The sequence below is a fragment of the Scytonema millei VB511283 genome, assembly GCF_000817735.3.
Taxonomy (GTDB): Bacteria; Cyanobacteriota; Cyanobacteriia; order Cyanobacteriales; family Chroococcidiopsidaceae; genus Chroococcidiopsis; species Chroococcidiopsis millei_B.
The window spans coordinates 594,066-614,767 of the sequence record NZ_JTJC03000003.1 but is presented as its reverse complement, the minus strand read 5'-3'; the positions used below and the strand labels follow the sequence as shown (position 1 = coordinate 614,767).

The window sequence follows — 20,702 nt, the reverse complement described above, 5'->3', positions numbered from 1 at the left end:
ATATTTCTGAGGATTTTAACGTATGGTAGCCCGCAGCTATGCTGCCCCGCCTACCCCCTGGTCGAAAAATTTGGCAGAGCCACAGATTGACGAAACTGCATACGTACATTCCTTTTCCAACGTGATTGGGAACGTCCATATCAGTTCTAACGTCCTAATCGCGCCAGGAACCTCAATTCGCGCCGATGAAGGCACTCCTTTTCATATCGGTGCAGGCACGAACGTGCAGGATGGGGTAGTGATTCACGGACTGGAACAAGGTCGCGTGATCGGGGACGATGGCAAACAATATTCGGTATGGATCGGGAAAAATACTTCCATTACTCACATGGCGTTGATCCACGGACCGGCATACGTGGGAGATGATTGCTTCATCGGCTTTCGTTCCACTGTATTCAACGCCAGGATTGGTAATGGGTGCATTGTCATGATGCACGTCCTGATCCAAGATGTAGAGATTCCGGCTGGGAAGTACGTACCTTCGGGAGCGACAATTACCAACCAACAGCAAGCCGATCGCTTACCCGACGTGCAACAAGTAGACCGAGAGTTTGCGCGTCACGTCATTGGGGTCAATAACTCGCTGCGCTCGGGTTATCTTTGCGCTGACGATAAGGCTTGCATCACCCCCATTCGCGACGAGCTGTCACAACCTCAAGCGGATGGGGATAGAGGCGTTAATGGGAGTGCTAGTGGAATTATGGGTAGACGATTGAATACAGAAGCAGTAGAGCAAGTGCGACACCTATTGTCGCAAGGATACAAGATTGGCACAGAACACGTAGACCAGCGCCGTTTCCGCACTGGAACGTGGAAGAGTTGCACGCCACTCGAACCTCGCTCGGAGTCAGAGGCGATCGCGGCTTTAGAATCTTGTTTGGCAGAACATGAAGGCGAATACGTCCGGTTGTTTGGAATTGACCCCAGACGCAGGCAACGAGTATTAGAAACAATTATTCAAAGACCTAACGGACAAGCCTTAATCCAGAGTAACGGCGCGGCGAGAGCTACCGTACCACCAACTAGCAGCAGCTACCGCAGTAGTGCGGCTAGCAGTAGCAGCTATGGCGGCGGTTCGACAGGCAGCTCCAAACTCGATTCCGAGACCGTCGAGCAAATTCGTGGTTTGCTGGCACAAGGCTATCAAGTTGGGACGGAACACGTCGATCGCCGTCGCTTCCGCACCGGTTCTTGGGCTAGCTGCGGCACGATTAACTCTAACCAGTTATCTCAAGTCATCTCAGCCGTGGAAGCCAGCCTCGCTGAGTTTTCAGGGGAGTACGTGCGCTTGATCGGCGTTGACCCCAGACGCAGACAGCGGGTACTAGAAACCATCATTCAGCGTCCCGACGGACCAGTGGTTTCTCAGTCAGCAGGTCATTCAGCAGGTCATTCTAACTACGCCTCTACTCCTTCATATGGTAATGGCAGTAGTTCCAATTCAGGTAGGGCAACAAGTTCTAAACTAGGGGGCGATGTTGTAGACCAAGTACGCCACCTCATAGCAGCAGGGCATACAATTGGCTCGGAACACGTAGACCAACGCCGCTTCCGCACTGGTTCTTGGAAGAGTTGTAGCCCGATTACCAGCAGAAACGAGTCCGAGGTCGTTGCCGCGCTGGAAGCTTGTCTTGCCGAACATGAAGGCGAATACGTCCGGTTGGTCGGGATTGACTCCAAACAAAAACGACGGGTGCTGGAAACGATTATTCAACGTCCCTAGTACCAGGGAATCGTAGGGGCGGGTTTGGTCTGAATTCTTTGCTAATTTGCAAAACATATTTGCTAAACCCGCCCGTACAGGAATCAAGAGTAGGAGTAAGTCAAAAGTCAAAAGTCAAAAGTTAAAATTACCTTCTGGCTCCCTCCTGTCTCCTATCTTCTGTCTCCTGTTCAAAGGTTTCAATTTAAATGTCTTTATCGCCACTACACCCAATTGGTAACTTTAATTCGCATATCAGTGGCGAGGTAATCATCGATCGCACGGCAGCGATCGCTCCTGGGGTAGTTTTCCATGCCGACCCAAACAGTAAAATTATTATTGCAGCGGGAGTATGTATCGGCATGGGAGTCGTGCTGCACGCCCATGACGGAAATTTAGAGATCGAGACGGGAGTTAATCTAGGGGCTGGGGTTTTAGTAGTGGGAAAAGCTACAATCGGAGCAAATGCTTGTATCGGCGCGGCAACGACAATTTTTAATTGTTCTGTCGCCCCCAAACAAGTGATTCCTCCAGGTTCGTTATTAGGAGACACCAGCCGCCACCTAACGGCAGATTCTACCGTTGAAGTTGAAGCACCAACACCGCCAGCTGATGAAACTCAGCCATCGCCATCAACATCGGCAACACTTGGGGCAACACCTGAGTCTAACGGTCAGGTGGCTGTACAAGAACAAGGTCAACTAGAATCAACTCAACCGAGTGGCGATCGCATTGTTTATGGTAAAGCTTCCATCACGCGGTTGATGGCAACGTTGTTTCCCCATAGTCAATCATTAAACCAGCCACCACCAGATACTCCTCCATCTCAAGGAACCTAAGTCAAGGCAATTTTAGATTTGAAAATTGGATGGGATTAACTTTATCTGTAAATAGGATGAAGCAGGAAAATGCCCTGACTGACGATTTTAGAATTATTCTGACTTGCGTTGTCGCGGTACGCACCGACAAATCCTCATTTAAAATCTAAAATCTAGAATCTAAAATCGGTTAGATCTACCATGCAGACACAGAATCAAGGGTTCGCCACTTCTGGGCAAGAACATCGGGTACAAAACTTTCAGGAAATGGCTTTAGGCTTGGTATCTACCCGCAGCTTTCCCGCGATTGTCGGGACGGCAGACATGATGCTCAAGACTGCTGAAGTCACCCTAGTAGGATACGAGAAGATTGGCGGCGGTCACTGTACGGCGATCGTGCGCGGTCGCACTGCCGATGTTCGCCTCGCCGTTAGAGAAGGTGCGGCAACGGCTGAAAGCTTTGGCGAATTGGTTTCCTCATTAGTCATACCCCGTCCCTTGCCGAATCTAGAAGCTGTATTACCAATTGGTCTGCGCCTGCAACAATTGACAGCAAGAGGCTACAGCCGCCTCAGCCATCAAGCTGTCGGACTGCTAGAAACACGCGGATTTCCGGCGATGGTAGGTGCAGCCGATGCCATGCTCAAAGCTGCTGACGTGCAACTTGCCTCTTACGAACGCATTGGGGCTGGGTTGTGTACCGTCATCATTCGCGGTAGCGTCTCTAATGTTGCTGTCGCTGTAGAAGCAGGAATGTACGAGGCAGAACGGATCGGCGAACTCAACGCCGTGATGGTGATTCCTAGACCCTTGGACGATTTAGAACAGACCTTACCACTGGCAAGCTGCTGGATCGAGCAACAGCAACCTCTACAACTACCACTCGCGATCAAAGAGAAGGAAAAAGAAAAAGAACTCGTACAATTACCAGATTTAGCTAATTTGCCCGTGCCACTTAAAGAAGAAGAAATCATCCCTCGCGATCTGTAATTGCTGCTATTGACTGCTACTCGTAAGAACTAAGAAAAAGCATCGCACGCGCTGATGAAATGTCGGTGAAATTCTGCGGCTGGTGGGCTAGACCATTCACAGGAGAAGAGTAAATCAATTCCCTACACCCCATAGCGACGTGCAACGCTGCTTGGAAGTCATCTTACGCTCTTTCAGTTGTAAAGAATGGTAACTCATATTCACTATAAATAAAAGCCATTGTTTTTAATAGGTATTATAGGTACATATCTATAATTCAATCTGCTAGGAGAATAGCAGTGAAGCAAGCAACGCTTCACCAATTAAAGGTGTTTGAAGCTGCGGCGCGTAATGGTAGCTTTACCCGTGCCGCAGAAGAGTTGTTTTTAACCCAACCGACTGTTTCCATGCAGGTGAAGCAGCTAACTAAGGCAGTCGGTCTACCTCTATTCGAGCAAGTGGGTAAGCGTCTCTACCTCACGGAGGCGGGACGAGAATTATTTGCTACCTGTCGGGAAATTTTTGAGAAACTCGCTCAATTTGAAATGACGGTAGCAGATTTGAAAGGTTTGAAGCAGGGGAGGTTGCGACTTGCGGTCATTACCACTGCCAAATACTTCGTACCGCGTCTGTTGGGACCATTTTGCCAGCTTTACCCAGGGATTGATATCGCCTTACAGGTAACGAATCATTCAGGGATTGTCGATCGCCTCAAAGAGAATCTGGACGACTTGTATATCATGAGTCAGCTACCAGAACATCTCGATATCGGTTTCCAGCCGTTTTTAGAAAACCCCTTAGTCGTGCTTGCGCCAGCTCATCATCCGCTAGCAGGAGAAAAAAATATTTCCCTGCAACAGCTCAGTGAAGAACCGTTTATCCTGCGCGAACCAGGTTCGGGGACGCGCACGGCAGTACAAAAGCTGTTTGACGAGCAGGGAATTAAACTGAAAGTCAAGCTCGAATTAGGTAGTAATGAGGCAATCAAGCAGGCGATCGCTGGAGGTTTGGGTCTTTCCGTCCTCTCCCGCCATACCATCATTCCAGAATCGGCTAATCCAGAGTTAACCGTGCTAGATGTGGAATATTTCCCCATCGAGCGCAACTGGTACATGGTCTATCCTGCTGGCAAGCAAATGTCCGTCGTCGCCCGCACTTATTATGAGTATTTGTTAAATGCCGCAAAGCAAATTGTAGAACAAACAAATGGATCTGTGTAATGGGACTCTGTGGAGATGCGATCGCATCTCTCATTTACTTTTTATTGGTATTGTTGTCCATCACGCCGATCTCAAAGCAGTTTTTGATTACAGAGCGTTAGGGGCGCACAGCTATGCGCCCCTACTACAATTATTGCGCCCTTATAAATGTATTGCATTTCAATGGGAACGCTATATCCACCCGCCAAAATCGATTTAATATATTTGGTGTTTGCTAAGAAACTGTAATAATCGATTAAAGAAAGTATTTAAAAATAAAAACGATTTTTACAAATGGCAATCTACTTTTACAAGGTATGCGAACCCTATGGGTGTTTCTCTAACTTTTCACCCCACCCGATTGACATCCAGGGTACTTACTGGTCAACAGTAGAGCATTATTATCAAGCACAAAAGTTTGTCGGTAGTGCTAATGAAGCCATTATTCCTATTATTCATGCAGCGGCAACCCCAGAGCAAGCCGCCGCACTAGGACGCGATCGCACCCTTCAAGTTCGCCGTGACTGGGAAACAGTCAAAACCCAGATCATGCACGTCGCCGTGCGCCAGAAGTTTCTTACCTATCCCGATATTCAATCGATTTTGATTGCAACTGGAGACGAATTACTGGTAGAAAACTCGCCGACTGATTACTATTGGGGCTGCGGTTGCGATCGCACTGGTCAGAACTACCTCGGTAAGATCTTGATGAGCGTGCGCCAAGAAATTCGGGAACTAGCTTTAGTCAGTGACCAGTGACCAGTGACCAGTTATCAGTAACCTCTTCTCACGCACCACGCCACCACGCAACTACCAATTATCCATTACCTATTACCAAATTAGCTTTTCAAAACTTAACTTTGTCTAAAAAGGTAAAGATTATTTTCTAAGATATTGCGTTTAGAACTAACAGTGATAAGTTAGTAATTGAAGCAAAAAAGCTTCCATTGGCAAATTCAAAAGCCAAGTTCTATTGAGCTAAGAGGTAAAAAAGAACTGCTTATTTCTAATCTGTCTCATCAAGTAACACCAACACCCAACTCACAGGTTGATATTTCCTCAGATACTAGCAAATAGGGGGCAATATATTCGCTCTTGCTATACTAATAATAGTAAAGTAAAGTCCAGAATATCCCTACCTAAGCTTGAAAGAGAGAGGAAATTCCTCAGCTAGTGCTAGCTTGGGTGTTGTTGTTTTGCGGTTGAATCGAGAATGGCAATTATTGCACTCAAAGCTTGGTTTCTAGAAAAATACGAGCCAGTCAAAGAATTAGAAAAACGTCCTCACGACTTGCGACTAAGCAAGAATAGCCTGTTGAAATCAGGATTGAGAGCTGATTTTTTAAATGACAGCGAAGAAGTCAAAAAATCGGCATGGTTTCAACGTTATTTAGAAGGGGAAGCGGTCGAGTTTTATATTGAAGGTAGTGGCGGTTACATTATTTCTAATATTGACTTAATCAGCCACGAAATTTATTTTACCAAGCAAGCGGTATCGGCTTTACAAGACCCGACAATTTTTTTGTCTTATCAAACAGAATATAGCGCAGCTAGCGAAATTTTGCGGGAAGGATTGCAACAAGCCTTAGAAACATTAAATAAGCGATCGCGCCTCCCCATATCCTTAGTAGAATCGTATCGTTCCAACGAGAATCCGATTCGACTCAATCGCCAAATGTTACTTAACATTCGTAAGAGCTTACTATTTATTGCCGATAGTACACCAATTGTAAGTATTTCTAAAGAGGATACGAATCAATTAATTCCCAGCCCTAATGTTTGTGTAGAAATTGGCTACGCCATCCAAACAAAACGTTCCGAGCAAATTTTACTCGCACACATGCAGCGAGATTTAGAAGGACAATTACCCTTCGATTTACCATCTTTACAAACTCTACAATTTAAAGACGGTAAAGAATTAAATAAAATTTTGCCCAAAACAATTGAAACCCAATTACAGAGATATAGTTTGTTTTCCTAATTTGTTTTTCTACACGAAATTGCGATTTGGATATTAGGGGCGTACAGATGTACGCCCCTGTGTCATAGGGAGGAATTCCCTACTTGATGTTCGGTTTTCACATATTGAGGCTTTTAGCAAGGAACTGTTACTTTTATTTACATAAAGTTACATAACTTAAAACGAGGTAACAGCGATGACTATTCTAATTGCACTATTAGTAATTGGCTGGGTAGCGGCTTCTGTCATCGGAACCCAAGCATACTTTTTGGGAGAACAAAGAAAACCAATCCACGATCGCAATTGGCGCAGCAAGTCTTTTGAAAAGTTAGCCAAATCTATTACTGGTGCTGATATAGACTACAGCGATCGCACTCCTGCTTATCGAATGGATGCTTATACGAGCAATAATTTACCTGGTTAATGTGTAAACGGAGTAGGGGCGCACAGCTGTGCGCCCCTACCATAGATTTGTGCGTCTTTAGTTGTAAATTACGTCTCTACCTGTAATTTACAAAGGACGATAAACGCGGTAATTAATTTCGGGGAAGATATTATCCATTTGTTCTACCTTCTCCAGCCAGCCGCTATCGATTTTGCCGATTTTGATGTCCTCGTAGAGCTTATTAAACCGCATCAAGTGCGATCGCGTCCTTCTCACCGCATAAGGAACCATCGTTCCCGTCCGCATGATAAACGCCCAGTCGGAAGACTGCGCCAACAATAATTCCCGCGCCGCTTGGTTTAATGCCTTCCATTCCAACTCATCAACGGGTTCGCGGTAGGCAATTTCGATCATTCGTTCGGCGGCTTTGTGGAGATGCGGATAAATCCAAGCATTTGTCTCGTTCAACCAGTATTCGTGAAATCCCTTGTAACCCCAACTCGATTGCGAAGGACGACACACTTGCTGAGTCGGGTTTTCCCGTAGATAATCCGCCAAGTGCGTCATTTGATAAGTCTGCTGGTCGTACCAAGACTTGCGGAATAGATAATCGATAAACCAAGGACCTTCATACCACCAATGCCCGAATAACTCCGCATCGTAAGGCGAGACAATAATCGGCGGACGATGCATAATGCCGTGTAAATGTCGAGCCTGCTGTTCGCGGTTGTACATAAAGTTGCCAGCGTGTTCTGCTGCTTTTTCCCGCGCCCAGTAGGGGTCATAAAGTGCCTTATCGCTCAATCCCAGACCGCGACCAGTGATTTTATGATATTTAATCCCTGTATTTTTCCGCTGTCCGTTGGGCATGATGTAGGGCTTGATGTACTCGTACTCGGCTTCCCAACCTAAATCTTTGTAAAACTCGCGGTATTCGGATGCGCCAGGATAACCGACTTCTGAAGACCAAACTTGTTGGGATGATTCGTGGTCGCGACCGAAAGCAGCCACTCCAGTCTCGGTAAATATGGGTGCGTAGGAACCAAAACGGGGACGAGGGCGGGCGTAAAGAATTCCATGCCCATCAGTGAGGAAGTAGCGCAAGCCAGCATCGGCTAACATCCGCTCTAACCCCTCGAAGTAGGCGCACTCAGGTAGCCAAATTCCTTTAGGGGGTCGTCCGAAAGTTTGCTCGTAGTGTTCGCAAGCGACTTGAATCTGCGCCCAGACTGCCTGGGGATACATCTTCATCAACGGTAAGTAGCCGTGAGTCGCGCCACAGGTGATGATTTCTAAGTTATTACTGTCTTGAAATTGCTTAAATGCCGTAACTAAATCGCCGTTGAAGCGTTCCCAGTATTGGCGAATTTGATTGAACTCATTGACGTAATGTTCGGCAAGATAGCGAATGTGACCGTTGTGAGCGTTACGTTCCGCTTCTAGCTCCACTAACTCTTCCAGCTTAGCTAAATGAGCATCAAACCGTTCTTGGAGTAGAGGATCGCGCAGCATTGACACCAAAGGGGGTGTCATACTCATCGTAATCTTAAAGTCGATTCCGTCTCGTTTTAATCCTTCAAATACCAGCAGTAAAGGGACGTAGGTTTCCGCGATCGCTTCATAAAGCCATTCTTCCTCCAGAACGTAGTCACTTTCTGGGTGGCGCACGAAGGGTAGGTGAGCGTGGAGGACAAGAGCGACATAGCCAATAGCCATAATCAGATTTAGAAATGTTAAGTGAACGGGTATCGCAATGAAGGAACCAGGGAAAGTCAAGCCGTTTTAACAAATTTTATGCCGAAAGCGGGATCGGAAGCGTAGCAAAAGAGCGAGATGATAAGAAAATCTAAAATTTCTGGGTAAGGATCGATCCCTTAGCTGAGACCATAGAATCTTACACCTTGGGGGGGATAGCAAGCCAATCGCTTTTTCGTTACAACCACAACAGGTAAAGTTCGTCTCAACAGTGGTGAACAATGGACGATAATTCGCGACAGCCAGCTCGATCGCCAGCCTCAGTTGAAGAAGTTAAAGTGCAAGTCACGCCTTCTCAAAACAATCAGGTAATGGAGGCGCAGCCAGTCTCAGCTTCCAGGGAAAAAGCGGCTAGTGGATTCTCGTCCTTTTCTGAAACATTAGGTCAAGCAGTAGGGGCGATCGTCCAACTGCCAGAAGTCGCTCTACAACAAGTCCACGATTGGCTCTCCCCAGCTACCACAAAAGCTGGAGAGGCGATCGAGTGGGTAGGGAATAACTGGTTCGTGCGACGGATTAGTCGTTTCCTCAACCTGAATTGGTTGATTGGGGCAACGGACAGCGTAGATTTAGCCAAAGCAGAAGCAGCCGTCAAAAAACTCCAGCAAGAGCATCCCGAAGAGTCCCCCGAACAAATCGCTCACCGAATTATGGTGGAAAAAGCCACCCGCGCTGGGGGTATAGGACTTGCTACTAGTTTCTTACCAGGGGTAGCATTGGCGCTTTTAGCGGTCGATTTAGCTGCCACCACCCAACTGCAAGCAGAGATGGTACATCAAATTGCCGCTGCCTACGGACTCAGTTTAAAAGACCCTAGCCGTAAAGGAGAGGTATTAACCATTTTTGGCTTGGGACTAGGTGGCAGCCGATTGCTGCGGCTGGCAGGTTTAGGAGTCCTGCGTAACGTCCCCTTCGCCGGAGCATTTATTGGCGCGAGTTCTAACGCTGCCATGCTTTACTCGTTGGGATATGCTGCGTGTCGCTTCTATGAAGCCAAATTGAAGTCGCCAGAAACCCTCAACTCCAAAACAGGAATTGCTCAACTCGAACAGCAAAGCAAAAAGTATCTGGAAACGGCGATCGCTCAAGAAGCGGTCATGGATCGAATTTTAGTCCACATGATTCTCGCCAGCAACCCAGAAAAAACTTGGTCGGAGATCCAACCACAGTTAAAGCAATTAAGTCTCAGTCCTTCTTCCTTAGAGGCAATCTCTAGAAACATTCAGTCACCCCAACCTTTAGAGGTGCTTCTAAACCAGCTCAACCGCGACTTTGCGATTCCCTTATTGGCTCAGTGTTGCCGGATCGCTCGATTGGACGGACGCACAACACCAGAAGAAGACCGAGTCATTCAGGCGATCGCGACTAAGTTTAACCTGAACTTAGAGCAGATTGAATCGAAGCTTGAGTCTCCCTAAATATGGTGGGCAATGCCCAATATTGCTACAAAATTATACCGTAGTTATTGAGAGTAAATTTAAACTCCAGAATCAGGCGATCGCTTCTTTGGGGCAGAATTCCTTTGTGAAAGCAGGAGGGGTCTTCGGCGAAACCAACCCCGGCGCGATCGCAAATAGTCGCGATATTTTTGTCACCGTAATATTCTTTGATTTCACTATCTTCTCTTTCTCTCAGTAGCGATAACTGGTGACTCAGCTTTTTGTTTCTATGACTACCTTTCACACAAACGTGCGGACCACCCAATGAATCGACATCTGTGAGATAGAACATGAATTTTACACAGGCGTAATCTTCGAGATCGTAGTGAAACTGATAAAAACCTTGAGCGCGTCCCTCAGCGGGTGCATCGTTAACAAAAGTCCACCACAGCTGGGTGCAAGCAAGCATTGGCTGACTGCCAAAATATTTTGCTGCAATCTCCCATAGCTTCCGATCTTCTGCTAACTTCCTAATTGCCATACATTGAGATGCAGGCTTAAAGTTATAGCCGATCCTAAAATTTTTGCCAGATTTCAGTTCTTGCACCCTTCGATTCGCCAGCGAGAACGGAAATTGTAAGTCCCCATTTCCGTAGTAAGTCGCTGTTCTGGCAAAATCTAGAATCTCTTTGAGTAGATGCGGTGGGATCGTAATCCCCAAATGCAAACCATCGCTTTTTAAAGCTTTAACCACCCGATCTGAGTCAAGATCGGTAAAAACAGAATTTTCTTTAAGAAAATTCATTTTTATCGGTTTTTTAGTTAAGTGCAACACCAAAAAACGAATAATCTGAATGCGGCTAAATGCAAACATCAGCAGCCACTGCGGCTGCTTGAGCGAGATTGCAAAGTATTGTAAAAACCTCCGTTGCAACTTCAGCCATAGTTTTTGAGAATTAATTAGTGAAATCATCTATTTTCGTGAATTCCCTACGATCTTCTGATAACTGCATGGCACGAGAATGCGATTGCCTGTTGCTAATACGTCTGAGCGATCTGATATAGCTTAGAAGTGACGCAACACAACCAAATGAAATTGGACGAAAATGAGGCGTTGTGCCAACTCCAGACATCCGTGAATTGCTTTAGGATATTAGCTTGATGGAGATTCGGAGTCTGGCGTTTATTTATGGCTACACATCCTGCCTCTGAAATTTCGTCCTACTCAATGAGAATCGGGGTTAAACGAACAATAAGAATGTTAAACAACTAACACTTAAGTATAAAAGACTACCTAAAAATAATAATACTTATACCGATAACTTTACGATTATTTTAAATAAATCGAATGCTCCAGGCACAAATCATAAGATATTGTAAAGACAATCGTTCGATCTACCCGGTAATTTACGGTAATTATGGCGTGTAAAATTTAGCTGTTCTTTTCATTGTCATTCAAGGCAACGGAAATCGCAATCGAGTTGCAAAACCATAATTTAAGCAGTGCGATCGCTCGAAAATCGAATCGCGATCGAGATGATTTCAGAAATCAATTTAGGAAGGTTTAGAGGGGCGATCGCTTTGTAGTAGAGAGCCAAACTATCAAACATCCGTTCTATTCTCTTTGTCTTTTGCTCCACAAGTTCTGTATTTTTCAGTAAAATTCATCACAAAAACCAAATAGAACAATCGATACAATTGCATAAAACGAGCAATTGAGAGGTAAGAAAATGCTGCCAGAAATTACGCAAAAACTCTTAGCAGCAAAACAAGAAAAAGGGATATCCTTTGTCGATTTAGAAAAAGCAGTCGGCAGGGATGAAGTTTGGATTGCCGCAGTCTTTTACCGTCAAGCTAGTGCTTCTCAGGCAGAGGCAGAAAAGATTTTATCGGCGATTGGGCTACCAACGACATTAGCACCAGAACTAACAGAATGCCCCTTGAAAGGATTGGGTCCAGTCGTACCGACAGATCCGCTCATATATCGCTTTTATGAGATTATGCAAGTGTATGGAATGCCACTCAAAAGCGTAATTCACGAAAAGTTTGGTGACGGAATTATGAGCGCAATTGACTTTACTTTAGATGTAGAGAAAGAAGAAGATCCCAAAGGCGATCGCGTCAAAGTGATCATGTCAGGAAAATTTTTACCATACAAAAAGTGGTAAAAATTCAGTTATCAGTTATCAGTGACTTCTGACCAGTGACCAGTTCGATAGTTAATAGGTGAAATTAATGCACTTATTACAGAGTCTCGCTCGATATCCAGAAAAGATTATTTCGCACCCAATTGCTGACAACCGATAACTGATAACTGATAACTGGTCACCGATCGCCGATCGCTGTGATTTGAGGTAAACGCCCTCCTAAACCAGTCATAAGTTGCAAGGCAGATCGCTTGACAATAGGCACGCGCCGCAAAACCCACAAGCCGAATTGACGAGCGATCGCCACGGGTAAATAATTATTCGAGAAAGTCCGATCTAGTAAATCGGTAAAGCCTAAAACCACGGAATTTTCTCGCTTGCGCCAGCGTTCGTATCGTTTGAGTACCTGCAAGCTGCCGAGATCTTCTCCTTGACGAGCGGCTGTTTGTAGCACTTCCGCTAAAGCCGCAGCATCGCGAATTCCTAAATTCAAGCCTTGTCCGCCTACGGGATGACAGCAGTGAGCGGCATCACCCACCAATGCCAGACGCGGTAACACATAGCGATCGCTTTGCATCAACTGCACCGGAAACATAAAGCGATCGCCTTCTAGTTGCAGCTCTCCCATCTGAGTGCCATACCTGCGGGTGAGTTCGGCGAGAAACTGCGCGTCATCCAATTCCAATAAAGCTTTTGCTTCGGCATGAGGCGCAGTCCAAACAATACGGCAGCGATTTCCTGGTAGGGGTAAAATGGCGAAGGGTCCGCTCGACCAGAATTTTTCATACGCCGTGTTGTTGTGGGGTTTTTCTGGTTTGACAAAAGCGACAATACAAGATTGCCAGTACTGCCAGCCCCAGGTTTTAATTCCCGCATTTTGGCGAATCCGCGATCGCGCCCCATCCGCCGCCACCAACAACCGCGTGCAGATCTGCTGTGACTTCCCTGAGACGTTGAGCGTCAGCTTGACTCCATGCGATTGAAACTCAGTTCGTACCACCTCCACCGGACAGAGATACTCAACATTGGAGCATTCCTGCAAAAATTCCTGTAGAGGCGTTAATAAAGCTTGGTGTTCGGCAACGTAACCGATAACCTCCGTCCCCAAATCTTCTGGGTGAAACTCTACCACGTTTGGGCGATCGGCATCGGAAAGTTTGACATGATGAAACGTTTCAATTCCAGGCAGAATTTTATCCCAGACACCGATTGCCGATAAAATTAGTCGCGAAGACATGTGAACGGCGTATGCTTGCCCCTTCATCGCTGCTACGGAGTATGGCTTTGCTTCAATTAGTGCCACCCTCAACCCCGAATTTTTCAAGGCACAGGCAAGGGTTATGCCCACAATTCCACCACCGACGATCGCCAAGTCGTAGTCAAAACCATTATCGGGTGCGATCGCGTGCGGGGGTGAAACTGTCTGCGAAAGTTGCTCGAACGCCATGTCTAACAAAGTATATCGAGTTGATTAAGAATAGTTACTTATCTTCATTTTGCCGCGAATCCGCAGGGTAAGCAAGTCATGATGAACTCAGAAGTCAGGAGTGGTAGGGGCGGGTTGAGCAACAGATTCATCGCTAGTGACAATCAATCTTCCATCAAAACCCGCCCGTACCCCAAGTCAGAAGTTAGCTGCGATCGGAAGACGCAAGCTTGACAGGGTTAAACTTCGAGGCTTACTGCTGCTTCAGATGTTTGAGCGTTGGGCGATAAATTTGGTCTCGGATGAGAGGGATGGCTATACCGACGGCAAAGATCTGGGCGTTTTGGGTGTCGAGCCGTATAAACAAAAAACAGAGCTGAGCGCTCTGCTGTACGTAGGCTGCCATGATGGAAAACGCTGTGAGTATCGACAAATATCACTGTACCCGCAGCTCCAACACACGACTTCCATGCAGATCTGGGGACGAGTTGCTCCATCTTGTCATTTTTCAGACCGGAAAAACCCGTGCGGAAAATCTGATAGTCGATCCAAAATCTTAGCCAACCAACGGCAGTGAGGGATTTAGGAATGTATTCAAAAGGTCCGTGTTCTCGGTCAACATCACTCAGATATATGATGACTTTTATACTGCGGCGATCGTCTCCATCCTTATGCCACAGCATTGCGCCAAACTGATCTGGATGACTGGATTCTCGTCGCAACTGGATACCTTGAAATTTAATTGGTAGACCAATATAGTTTTGCACGATGTCAAGCAGTCGCTTGTCATTTCCCCATAAAGAAAAATCTGTTAATTCTGATAGAGCGTAGATTTGAAGTGGAGATTTTGCCACACTCCGATCGCACTCGGGTTCTGTACAAGATAGAACTTTGCTGCAAGCATCAAGTAGTTGTGGAGTGGAAGCAAATCCCAACTTTTCTAAAGAGGTAACATAAACTCCCTCTTGCTGCAGCCGATCGACAATCTGCCGATCGGCTGGAGAAAGCGCGGGCAGTGACTTGGCATATTTTTTTAACGCTAGTCTGTAAACGAATTCAGTTTTCAATTGCCAAACTTTATATCCAATCTCCTTGAGCATTAGGGTTACAGATTAAAATGGAAATAAATGAACTTGCGTATAAAATCATACTCTAAGTTTTCGATCTAGCAAAATAGCGGAAATATTTTTAAGCACAAATAAATCTCGTTTCTAATGGTTTCTATTATTGATAGAACGATGCCGATATTTTTTCTGGAAAAGGTTTTCACAATTTACCACTTATAACTGAAAATTCTAAAAGTGGTACTTGACTAATTAGCCATTACCGTATAAAGACAGAGAGATTCACCGACACTTCTAGCTAAATGAGATACATACGAAATGCATACTTAACAGGAACGCACGGCTGTGCGTCCCGATTAATTTTCTTGATGAAAAGCCTATTGACTGCAAGTTTGCGCTCGTACAATGACTTTTTCATCTGCTCAGCAGCTCCACTCGCTGCTCGTGCGCTCTCTACTGCCTGCTCCCTGCGATAGATCAAGCAAAGTTCATCGCCATTAATCGATCGCTCATTTCAAAGTTAGCGGTAGCATTCTGCACGTCGTCCAAAGATTCTAAAGCATCGATTAACTTCAAAAGCGATCGCGCTAGTTCTGGATCGGTAATTTCCACAGTATTGTTGGGAATCCAACGCAATTCTACTTCGTCTACAACAAAACCTTTTTCTTTCAGCACCTGAGTTAGAGCTTCCAAATTGCCGATCTCTGCGATCGCAGCAGCCGATTGCCCATGCTCATCCTCGCTGATTTCATAGGATTGCGCGCCACCTTCCAGGGATGCTTCTAACAGTTCATCTTCATCTACTTCGCCAGAAACCAGCGCGACTCCTTTGCGCTCGAACATCCAGCTAACGCAGCCTGTTTCACCTAAATTTCCCCCATTTTTACTAAAAGCAGCTCTCAGGTCGGCAGCAGTACGGTTGCGGTTGTCAGTCAAAGCCTCAATCAAAATCGCCACCCCACCAGGACCGTAACCTTCATAGCGAATTTCTTCTAAATTGGCAGAGTCCTCATACGTACCTGCGCCTTTAGCGATCGCTCGCTCGATATTTTCATTTGGAATACCTGCTGCTTTGGCTTTCTCAATTGCCGTTCGTAACTGAAAATTTCCTGCCGGATCGGGTACGCCATTTCTCGCCGCCACAATAATTGCCCGCGACAATTGCGTAAATGTTTTTCCCTTAACGGCATCAACCCTTGCTTTTTGACGTTTAATATTTGCCCATTTACTGTGTCCTGCCATAACTGCTTCTATCTTCACTCTCTGTCTGAAGTTGGGAAACTTTTGACTATTATCACTCTCGATCGTTCTTTCCATACTTCAATCTCACTGCCCGAAAGGAAGGCAGGCACTGTATGTAATACCTCTATATAATGTAGCGGTCAAAGTAGCAATAAAGACTAATTTTTTATCAGTAATAGCTGCTACTGTGATTGCTTAGCGATCGAGCGAGGTATAAATTGACGAATGAGAATCAGCAATAGAAAACTGTGAAGAAACTATTTTTTTCATTTACCTTTCTTTGCATCTATCTATGGTTAAATTTACAATGTTCCCTTACTCCATTAGCGTTAACAAATGCCGTTGTCTAGGCAAGATCTTTTGCAAATATGTTTTGAAGTAGCCATCAATGGGCAAACAACGACCATTAACAGCTATTTTTTGTTAAACGGAGAATTAGTTTTGACGTAGTACAAATAAGACCTTTTTTCCCTATTTATTCCCGATATTAAGAGGAATTAATAGAAAACGAGTATTCGAGCTTTGATGAGACTGGAGTGGAATGGATGAAAACTGTAGGTGCTAGTGTTCGTTGGGTACTAGCGGGACGTGGCGCGACTGCTGCTACCTTGCAAACACTGCTGACGAAGATACTGATTTTAGGTGCGAACACATGTACAGGTGCGATTACAGCACGTATTTTGGGACCTGATGGACGAGGCGAACAAGCAGCGATCGCTCTGTGGCCCCAATTTTTAGCTTTTACTATGACTTTGGGACTGCCAATTGCTTTACGCTATTATCTCAAACGCAACCCAGAGCAGGAATCAGAGATTTTTTCTGCTACCCTCGTCTTGGGTACGATATTAGGTATAGTCGCGGCGATCGCAGGTATACTTTTCATCCCGCAGTGGTTAACTCAGTATTCGCCAGAAGTCATCCGCTACGCTCAATGGTTTATGGTGCTATCGCCCATAATCATGCTGACAACTATTTATACCGCAGCACTGGAAGCAGATTACAATTTCAAAACTGCCAATCAAGCACAATATCTGCAACCGTTAACAACATTAGCCATCTTGACAGGACTAGCAGTTTCAGGCAACCTCACTCCTTTTACTGCTGTCATTGCTTATGCGTTTCCCAGTCTCCCGATATTTTTTTGGCTATCTCGCTATGTATGGCAGCGCTTTCGTCCCCGTTTGAGCGGGTTGAGAAAATCTTATCAACGTCTGATGAGTTATGGTTTGAGGGCATACGGGATCGATCTAATCGGTACGCTCTCAGTACAAGTGGATCAAGCGCTAGTTATCAATTTGTTAGCACCCGAAGCGATGGGAAAATATGTGATTTCTCTGAGCTTATCCCGGATGCTGAATCTATTTCAGCATTCGATTGTCACAGTACTGTTACCTAAAACAGCAGCTCGTCCCATAGCAGAAGTTGTTGCTGTAACTGGGATGGCAGTGCGAATCAGCACGGCTCTGACGACTATGGCAGCTGCGATTTTATTTATAGTAGGACCGATGCTGCTCAACTTGCTTTACGGTGCTGAGTTTATGGGAGCTGTCCCTGTATTTCGCATTCTGGTTGTGATGACTGTGGTTGACGGTAGCGTCTGGATACTGGCACAAGCATTTATGGCATTAGGAAGACCTGGGACGGTGACGCTTCTGCAAACAATTGGCTTGGGGCTGAGCATTCCCTTCCTGTTATTACTCGTACCTCGGTTGGGATTGCAAGGCGCGGGTTGGGCTTTACTCTGTTCAACCGTAGTCCGACTCGTATTTGTCTTGGCTTGCTATCCACTTGTGTTAAAGGTTCGACCTCCAAGCTTGCTAGCAAAGCGATCGGATTTTTACATACTCAAACAAAAAATGCTGCATCGGACGTGAAGCGATCGCATTTGAAACTGAAGCCATCAGCCAATCGCACTCTGTTAACTCACCACTGAGGATTGGTTAAAATTAAAGACTCTGCGGCTGCTAAATCTAGGGGTTTAGAAAATAAATATCCCTGTGCTTCTTCACAATTCAATGCTTGTAAGTTTTGTAAATGAGTAGGGGTTTCCACGCCTTCGGCGATCGCTTTAATTCCTAATTGGTGAGCTAGGGAAATAATTGTGGCGGCAATCTGACGCGATTTGCCACCAGTTCCAATCCCACTAATAAAAGCTCGGTCTACTTTTAAATAATCGATTGGAAAACGGTGCAAATAACTGAGAGAAGAATAACCCGTACCGAAGTCGTCAATACTCAGGCGAATATTTCTCGCCCGCAGTTGTCCGAGAACGAAGATCAGTTCTTCCACGTTGTCCATGAGCATACTTTCGGTCAGTTCTAGGTTGAGACTCTCGCCTGCGATTTCCGTTTCGGTTAATATGCGGTCTATCCTCTCCAGAAAATCGGGTTCTCGCAATTGTTTCAGCGAGAGGTTGACGCTGAGTTTGGCGGGTGGATGAGAAAATTGAGTTTGCCATTGTTTCATTTGGCTGCAAGCTGTGTAAAGCACCCATTCACCAATTGGAACAACTAATCCAGTTTCTTCAGCAATCGGGATAAACTGGGATGGAGAAATCAAACCCCGTTCGGGATGCATCCAGCGTAGTAGCGCTTCAAAACCGATAATTCTACCCGTGTCTAAAGAGACAATTGGCTGGTAATTGAGGTGAAACTCTTGTCCGACTGCTGCTTGACGCAGATCGTTTTCGATTTGCAGTTTGTGGATTGCTTCAGCATACATGGCTCGGTCGAAAATTTCATACCGCGCTTTGCCTTGCTCCTTAGCACGGTACATGGCTATATCTGCATCTCTCAGCAGCTCTGAGCCATGCTGATAGTGAGTTGCACTCGCAGCGATACCGATACTAGCACCGATAAAGACTTCTCTGCTGGCTAGTTGCAATGGCGATCGCAATTGGGTGTGAATTCGCTCGGCGACTCGAATCGCATCATTAATATCTTGAATGGGGTCGAGGAGAATGATAAATTCATCTCCGCCTAAGCGAGCAACTGTATCTGTGGAGCGAACGAGTTGTTGTAGTAGATGGGCGATCGCCAATAGCAATCGATCGCCTACCTGATGCCCTAAACTATCGTTGATCGTTTTGAAGCGGTCTAAGTCGATAAATAAAACGGCAAATAAATGGTCTGGATATCGTTTTACCCGTTGTAACGCCATTTCCAAGCGTTCCATCAACAAGGTACGGTTGGGGAGATGGGTTAAGGCATCGTGCAAAGCACTGTAAACTAACTGCTCTTGTACTTGATGGCGATCGCTAATTTCCTGTTGCAACTGTCGGTTGACTGCCTCTAGTTGCAGCGTTCGCTGGCGAACTCTTGTTTCTAGTTCTTGGTTAAGCCGTTCAATTTCTATTTTGGCTGCACGCAATGCTAATTGATGCTTGACTCGCGCTAATACTTCCTCGGCTGCAAAGGGTTTGGTAATGTAATCAACTCCACCAACCGCAAAGCATTCGGCTTTATTAGTTGCCTCATCTAAAGCACTAATAAAAATAACTGGAATATCTTGAGTTGCTGGATTGGCTTTGAGATGACGACAGGTTTCAAAGCCATTCATTCCTACCATCACTACATCTAATAAAATTAGATCTGGTAACGTATTTTTGATTTTTAATAAAGCTTTTTCACCGCTGTTAGCAACAGAGACTATAAATCCAGAAGCTTGTAAAATTTTAAACAAACCTTTAACATTGATTGGGTTGTCATCAACAATTAAGATAGAAGCTTTCTGATTGAGATCGACCATTGTAGTAAATAGCTATGAGTAGCTAGCTATTAGCGGTTAACTTTGAGGATAGAAAAAATAACTAAATTTTTGTGAGTCGTGCTTTTATCGTGACTTAAGCAAGAGTAATTTAAGTATGTGTACGATGAAGAATTCGATGAAGATTTGAAAAATACGGATTTGTTTCACCCTTGAAACTTGGATAATTTTTTTAAAATTAAAATTAACTGACAAAGAAAATCGCGATCGCAAGGTACAGGTAGGAGCAAATGAGAGATGACGACCGACAGCAGCATGAAGAAATTCGGCTACGTGAAGCAGAACGGCGAGTGACACTGGCTAGCCGTAATGCTACTGTCAGCAAACTGGTACAAATTATTTACTTCCTCGCCGGAGCGCTAGGAATGCTGCTGTTGTTACGAATGATTTTGCGGCTGTTTGGGGCGAACCCAGATAATACATTCGCTCAATTTATCTATAATCTCTCCGAGCCTTTTTACGCTCCAGTTGCCAACCTATTCGGTACGCCCAAGTTTGGCAATTCCCAGGTGTTTGAAATTAACGCGCTTGTGGCAATTGCAGCTTACGCAATTCTTGGTTGGTTAGTAGGAAGATTAGTTTGGTTAATTGGCAGTAGGACAGAATAAGTCGGGAGTCGGGAGTCGGGAGTCGGAAGTCGGAAGTCGGACAAGGGGGACAAGGGGGATAAGGGGGAGAAGAGAGCGCAAGGTTGCTGAGGGAGCTGAAGAGGCTGAGGAGATAAAATAACTAACTGGTCACTGGTCACTGCTCCCTGCTCGTGCGCTCCCTGCTGAAGGAATAGACGCAATAGCGAGCGCGTCCCACTTTTTTAGCATGATAGAGAGTGCGATCGGCAGCATTAATGAGAGCATGGAATTGAAAATTAGCTTGAGGAATTTGGCTGCTGGC

At 45.5% G+C, this 20,702-nt stretch carries 20 protein-coding genes; 13 read left to right on the top strand and 7 right to left on the bottom strand.

The genetic code is table 11. From position 1 onward, the window contains the following. Positions 1 to 22: 22 nt before the first annotated feature. The 9 genes from ccmM to QH73_RS14590 all read left to right on the top strand — a co-directional run bounded on the left by ccmM (position 23) and on the right by QH73_RS14590 (position 7,072). Positions 23 to 1,723, top strand: a complete 1,701-nt coding sequence (ccmM, locus tag QH73_RS14625) for a beta-carboxysome scaffolding protein CcmM (RefSeq protein WP_039713211.1) — start codon at positions 23 to 25, stop codon at positions 1,721 to 1,723. A gap of 188 nt (positions 1,724 to 1,911) precedes the next feature. Then, positions 1,912 to 2,541, top strand: coding sequence for a beta-carboxysome scaffolding protein CcmN (ccmN, locus tag QH73_RS14620; protein ID WP_039713212.1), 630 nt, complete (start codon positions 1,912 to 1,914; stop codon positions 2,539 to 2,541). Between the two features lie 180 nt (positions 2,542 to 2,721). Next, complete coding sequence (gene ccmO, locus QH73_RS14615; protein WP_015153087.1) at positions 2,722 to 3,510, top strand: beta-carboxysome assembly protein CcmO; 789 nt, start codon at positions 2,722 to 2,724, stop codon at positions 3,508 to 3,510. Positions 3,511 to 3,788: 278 nt separating this feature from the next. Beyond that, positions 3,789 to 4,709 (top strand): LysR family transcriptional regulator, encoded by a 921-nt coding sequence (locus QH73_RS14610; protein WP_039713213.1) that lies wholly within the window; start codon positions 3,789 to 3,791, stop codon positions 4,707 to 4,709. Then, on the top strand, positions 4,696 to 4,908 hold the full coding sequence (locus QH73_RS14605; protein ID WP_132867046.1) for a hypothetical protein: 213 nt from the start codon (positions 4,696 to 4,698) through the stop codon (positions 4,906 to 4,908). Before QH73_RS14610 ends, QH73_RS14605 begins: the two co-directional genes overlap by 14 nt. Before the next feature lie 74 nt (positions 4,909 to 4,982). Then, entirely contained in the window at positions 4,983 to 5,447 is a 465-nt protein-coding gene (ybiA, locus tag QH73_RS14600; protein ID WP_039713214.1) for a riboflavin biosynthesis intermediates N-glycosidase, read from the top strand. Further along, positions 5,444 to 5,578, top strand: coding sequence for a hypothetical protein (locus tag QH73_RS28830; RefSeq protein WP_286194116.1), 135 nt, complete (start codon positions 5,444 to 5,446; stop codon positions 5,576 to 5,578). The genes ybiA and QH73_RS28830 overlap by 4 nt, the downstream gene beginning before the upstream one ends. 323 nt (positions 5,579 to 5,901) lie before the next feature. Further along, complete coding sequence (locus QH73_RS14595) at positions 5,902 to 6,669, top strand: hypothetical protein (RefSeq protein WP_039713215.1); 768 nt, start codon at positions 5,902 to 5,904, stop codon at positions 6,667 to 6,669. A gap of 175 nt (positions 6,670 to 6,844) precedes the next feature. Then, positions 6,845 to 7,072, top strand: coding sequence for a photosystem II protein, Psb35-related (locus tag QH73_RS14590; protein ID WP_039713216.1), 228 nt, complete (start codon positions 6,845 to 6,847; stop codon positions 7,070 to 7,072). A gap of 87 nt (positions 7,073 to 7,159) precedes the next feature. Here QH73_RS14590 and QH73_RS14585 read toward each other — a convergent pair whose 3' ends face one another. Further along, positions 7,160 to 8,749 (bottom strand): glycoside hydrolase family 57 protein, encoded by a 1,590-nt coding sequence (locus QH73_RS14585; protein ID WP_039713217.1) that lies wholly within the window; start codon positions 8,747 to 8,749, stop codon positions 7,160 to 7,162. 350 nt (positions 8,750 to 9,099) lie between these two features. Here QH73_RS14585 and QH73_RS14580 point away from each other — a divergent pair, with 350 nt between their 5' ends. Further along, on the top strand, positions 9,100 to 10,206 hold the full coding sequence (locus QH73_RS14580) for a hypothetical protein (RefSeq protein WP_052289900.1): 1,107 nt from the start codon (positions 9,100 to 9,102) through the stop codon (positions 10,204 to 10,206). A gap of 25 nt (positions 10,207 to 10,231) precedes the next feature. On the opposite strand, the gene QH73_RS14575 is transcribed toward QH73_RS14580, so the two are convergent. Together QH73_RS14575 and QH73_RS14570 are read right to left on the bottom strand one after the other, a co-directional pair. Further along, the gene (locus tag QH73_RS14575) at positions 10,232 to 11,140 is read right to left on the bottom strand and encodes a phytanoyl-CoA dioxygenase family protein (protein ID WP_039713219.1); all 909 of its coding nucleotides are present in this window, start codon (positions 11,138 to 11,140) and stop codon (positions 10,232 to 10,234) included. A gap of 523 nt (positions 11,141 to 11,663) precedes the next feature. Then, complete coding sequence (locus QH73_RS14570) at positions 11,664 to 11,807, bottom strand: hypothetical protein (protein ID WP_165587702.1); 144 nt, start codon at positions 11,805 to 11,807, stop codon at positions 11,664 to 11,666. A gap of 90 nt (positions 11,808 to 11,897) precedes the next feature. On the opposite strand from QH73_RS14570, the gene cynS reads away from it, so the two are divergent. Continuing rightward, a complete protein-coding gene (gene cynS, locus QH73_RS14565; protein ID WP_039713220.1) occupies positions 11,898 to 12,335 on the top strand; it encodes a cyanase in 438 nt (145 codons plus the stop codon). A gap of 157 nt (positions 12,336 to 12,492) precedes the next feature. Here cynS and QH73_RS14560 read toward each other — a convergent pair whose 3' ends face one another. The 3 genes from QH73_RS14560 to QH73_RS14550 all read right to left on the bottom strand — a co-directional run bounded on the left by QH73_RS14560 (position 12,493) and on the right by QH73_RS14550 (position 16,046). After that, entirely contained in the window at positions 12,493 to 13,761 is a 1,269-nt protein-coding gene (locus tag QH73_RS14560; RefSeq protein WP_039713221.1) for an FAD-dependent hydroxylase, read from the bottom strand. A gap of 218 nt (positions 13,762 to 13,979) precedes the next feature. Next, entirely contained in the window at positions 13,980 to 14,840 is an 861-nt protein-coding gene (locus QH73_RS14555; protein ID WP_039713222.1) for a phytanoyl-CoA dioxygenase family protein, read from the bottom strand. A gap of 441 nt (positions 14,841 to 15,281) precedes the next feature. Beyond that, a complete protein-coding gene (locus QH73_RS14550) occupies positions 15,282 to 16,046 on the bottom strand; it encodes a YebC/PmpR family DNA-binding transcriptional regulator (protein WP_039713224.1) in 765 nt (254 codons plus the stop codon). 545 nt (positions 16,047 to 16,591) lie between these two features. On the opposite strand from QH73_RS14550, the gene QH73_RS14545 reads away from it, so the two are divergent. Further along, a complete protein-coding gene (locus QH73_RS14545; RefSeq protein WP_052289728.1) occupies positions 16,592 to 17,920 on the top strand; it encodes a lipopolysaccharide biosynthesis protein in 1,329 nt (442 codons plus the stop codon). 49 nt (positions 17,921 to 17,969) lie between these two features. Here the strand turns inward: QH73_RS14545 and QH73_RS14540 are convergent, their stop codons facing one another. Beyond that, positions 17,970 to 19,793 (bottom strand): two-component system response regulator, encoded by a 1,824-nt coding sequence (locus QH73_RS14540; RefSeq protein WP_039713226.1) that lies wholly within the window; start codon positions 19,791 to 19,793, stop codon positions 17,970 to 17,972. 248 nt (positions 19,794 to 20,041) lie between these two features. On the opposite strand from QH73_RS14540, the gene QH73_RS14535 reads away from it, so the two are divergent. Further along, positions 20,042 to 20,419, top strand: coding sequence for a YggT family protein (locus tag QH73_RS14535; protein ID WP_039713227.1), 378 nt, complete (start codon positions 20,042 to 20,044; stop codon positions 20,417 to 20,419). Positions 20,420 to 20,702: the final 283 nt, after the last annotated feature.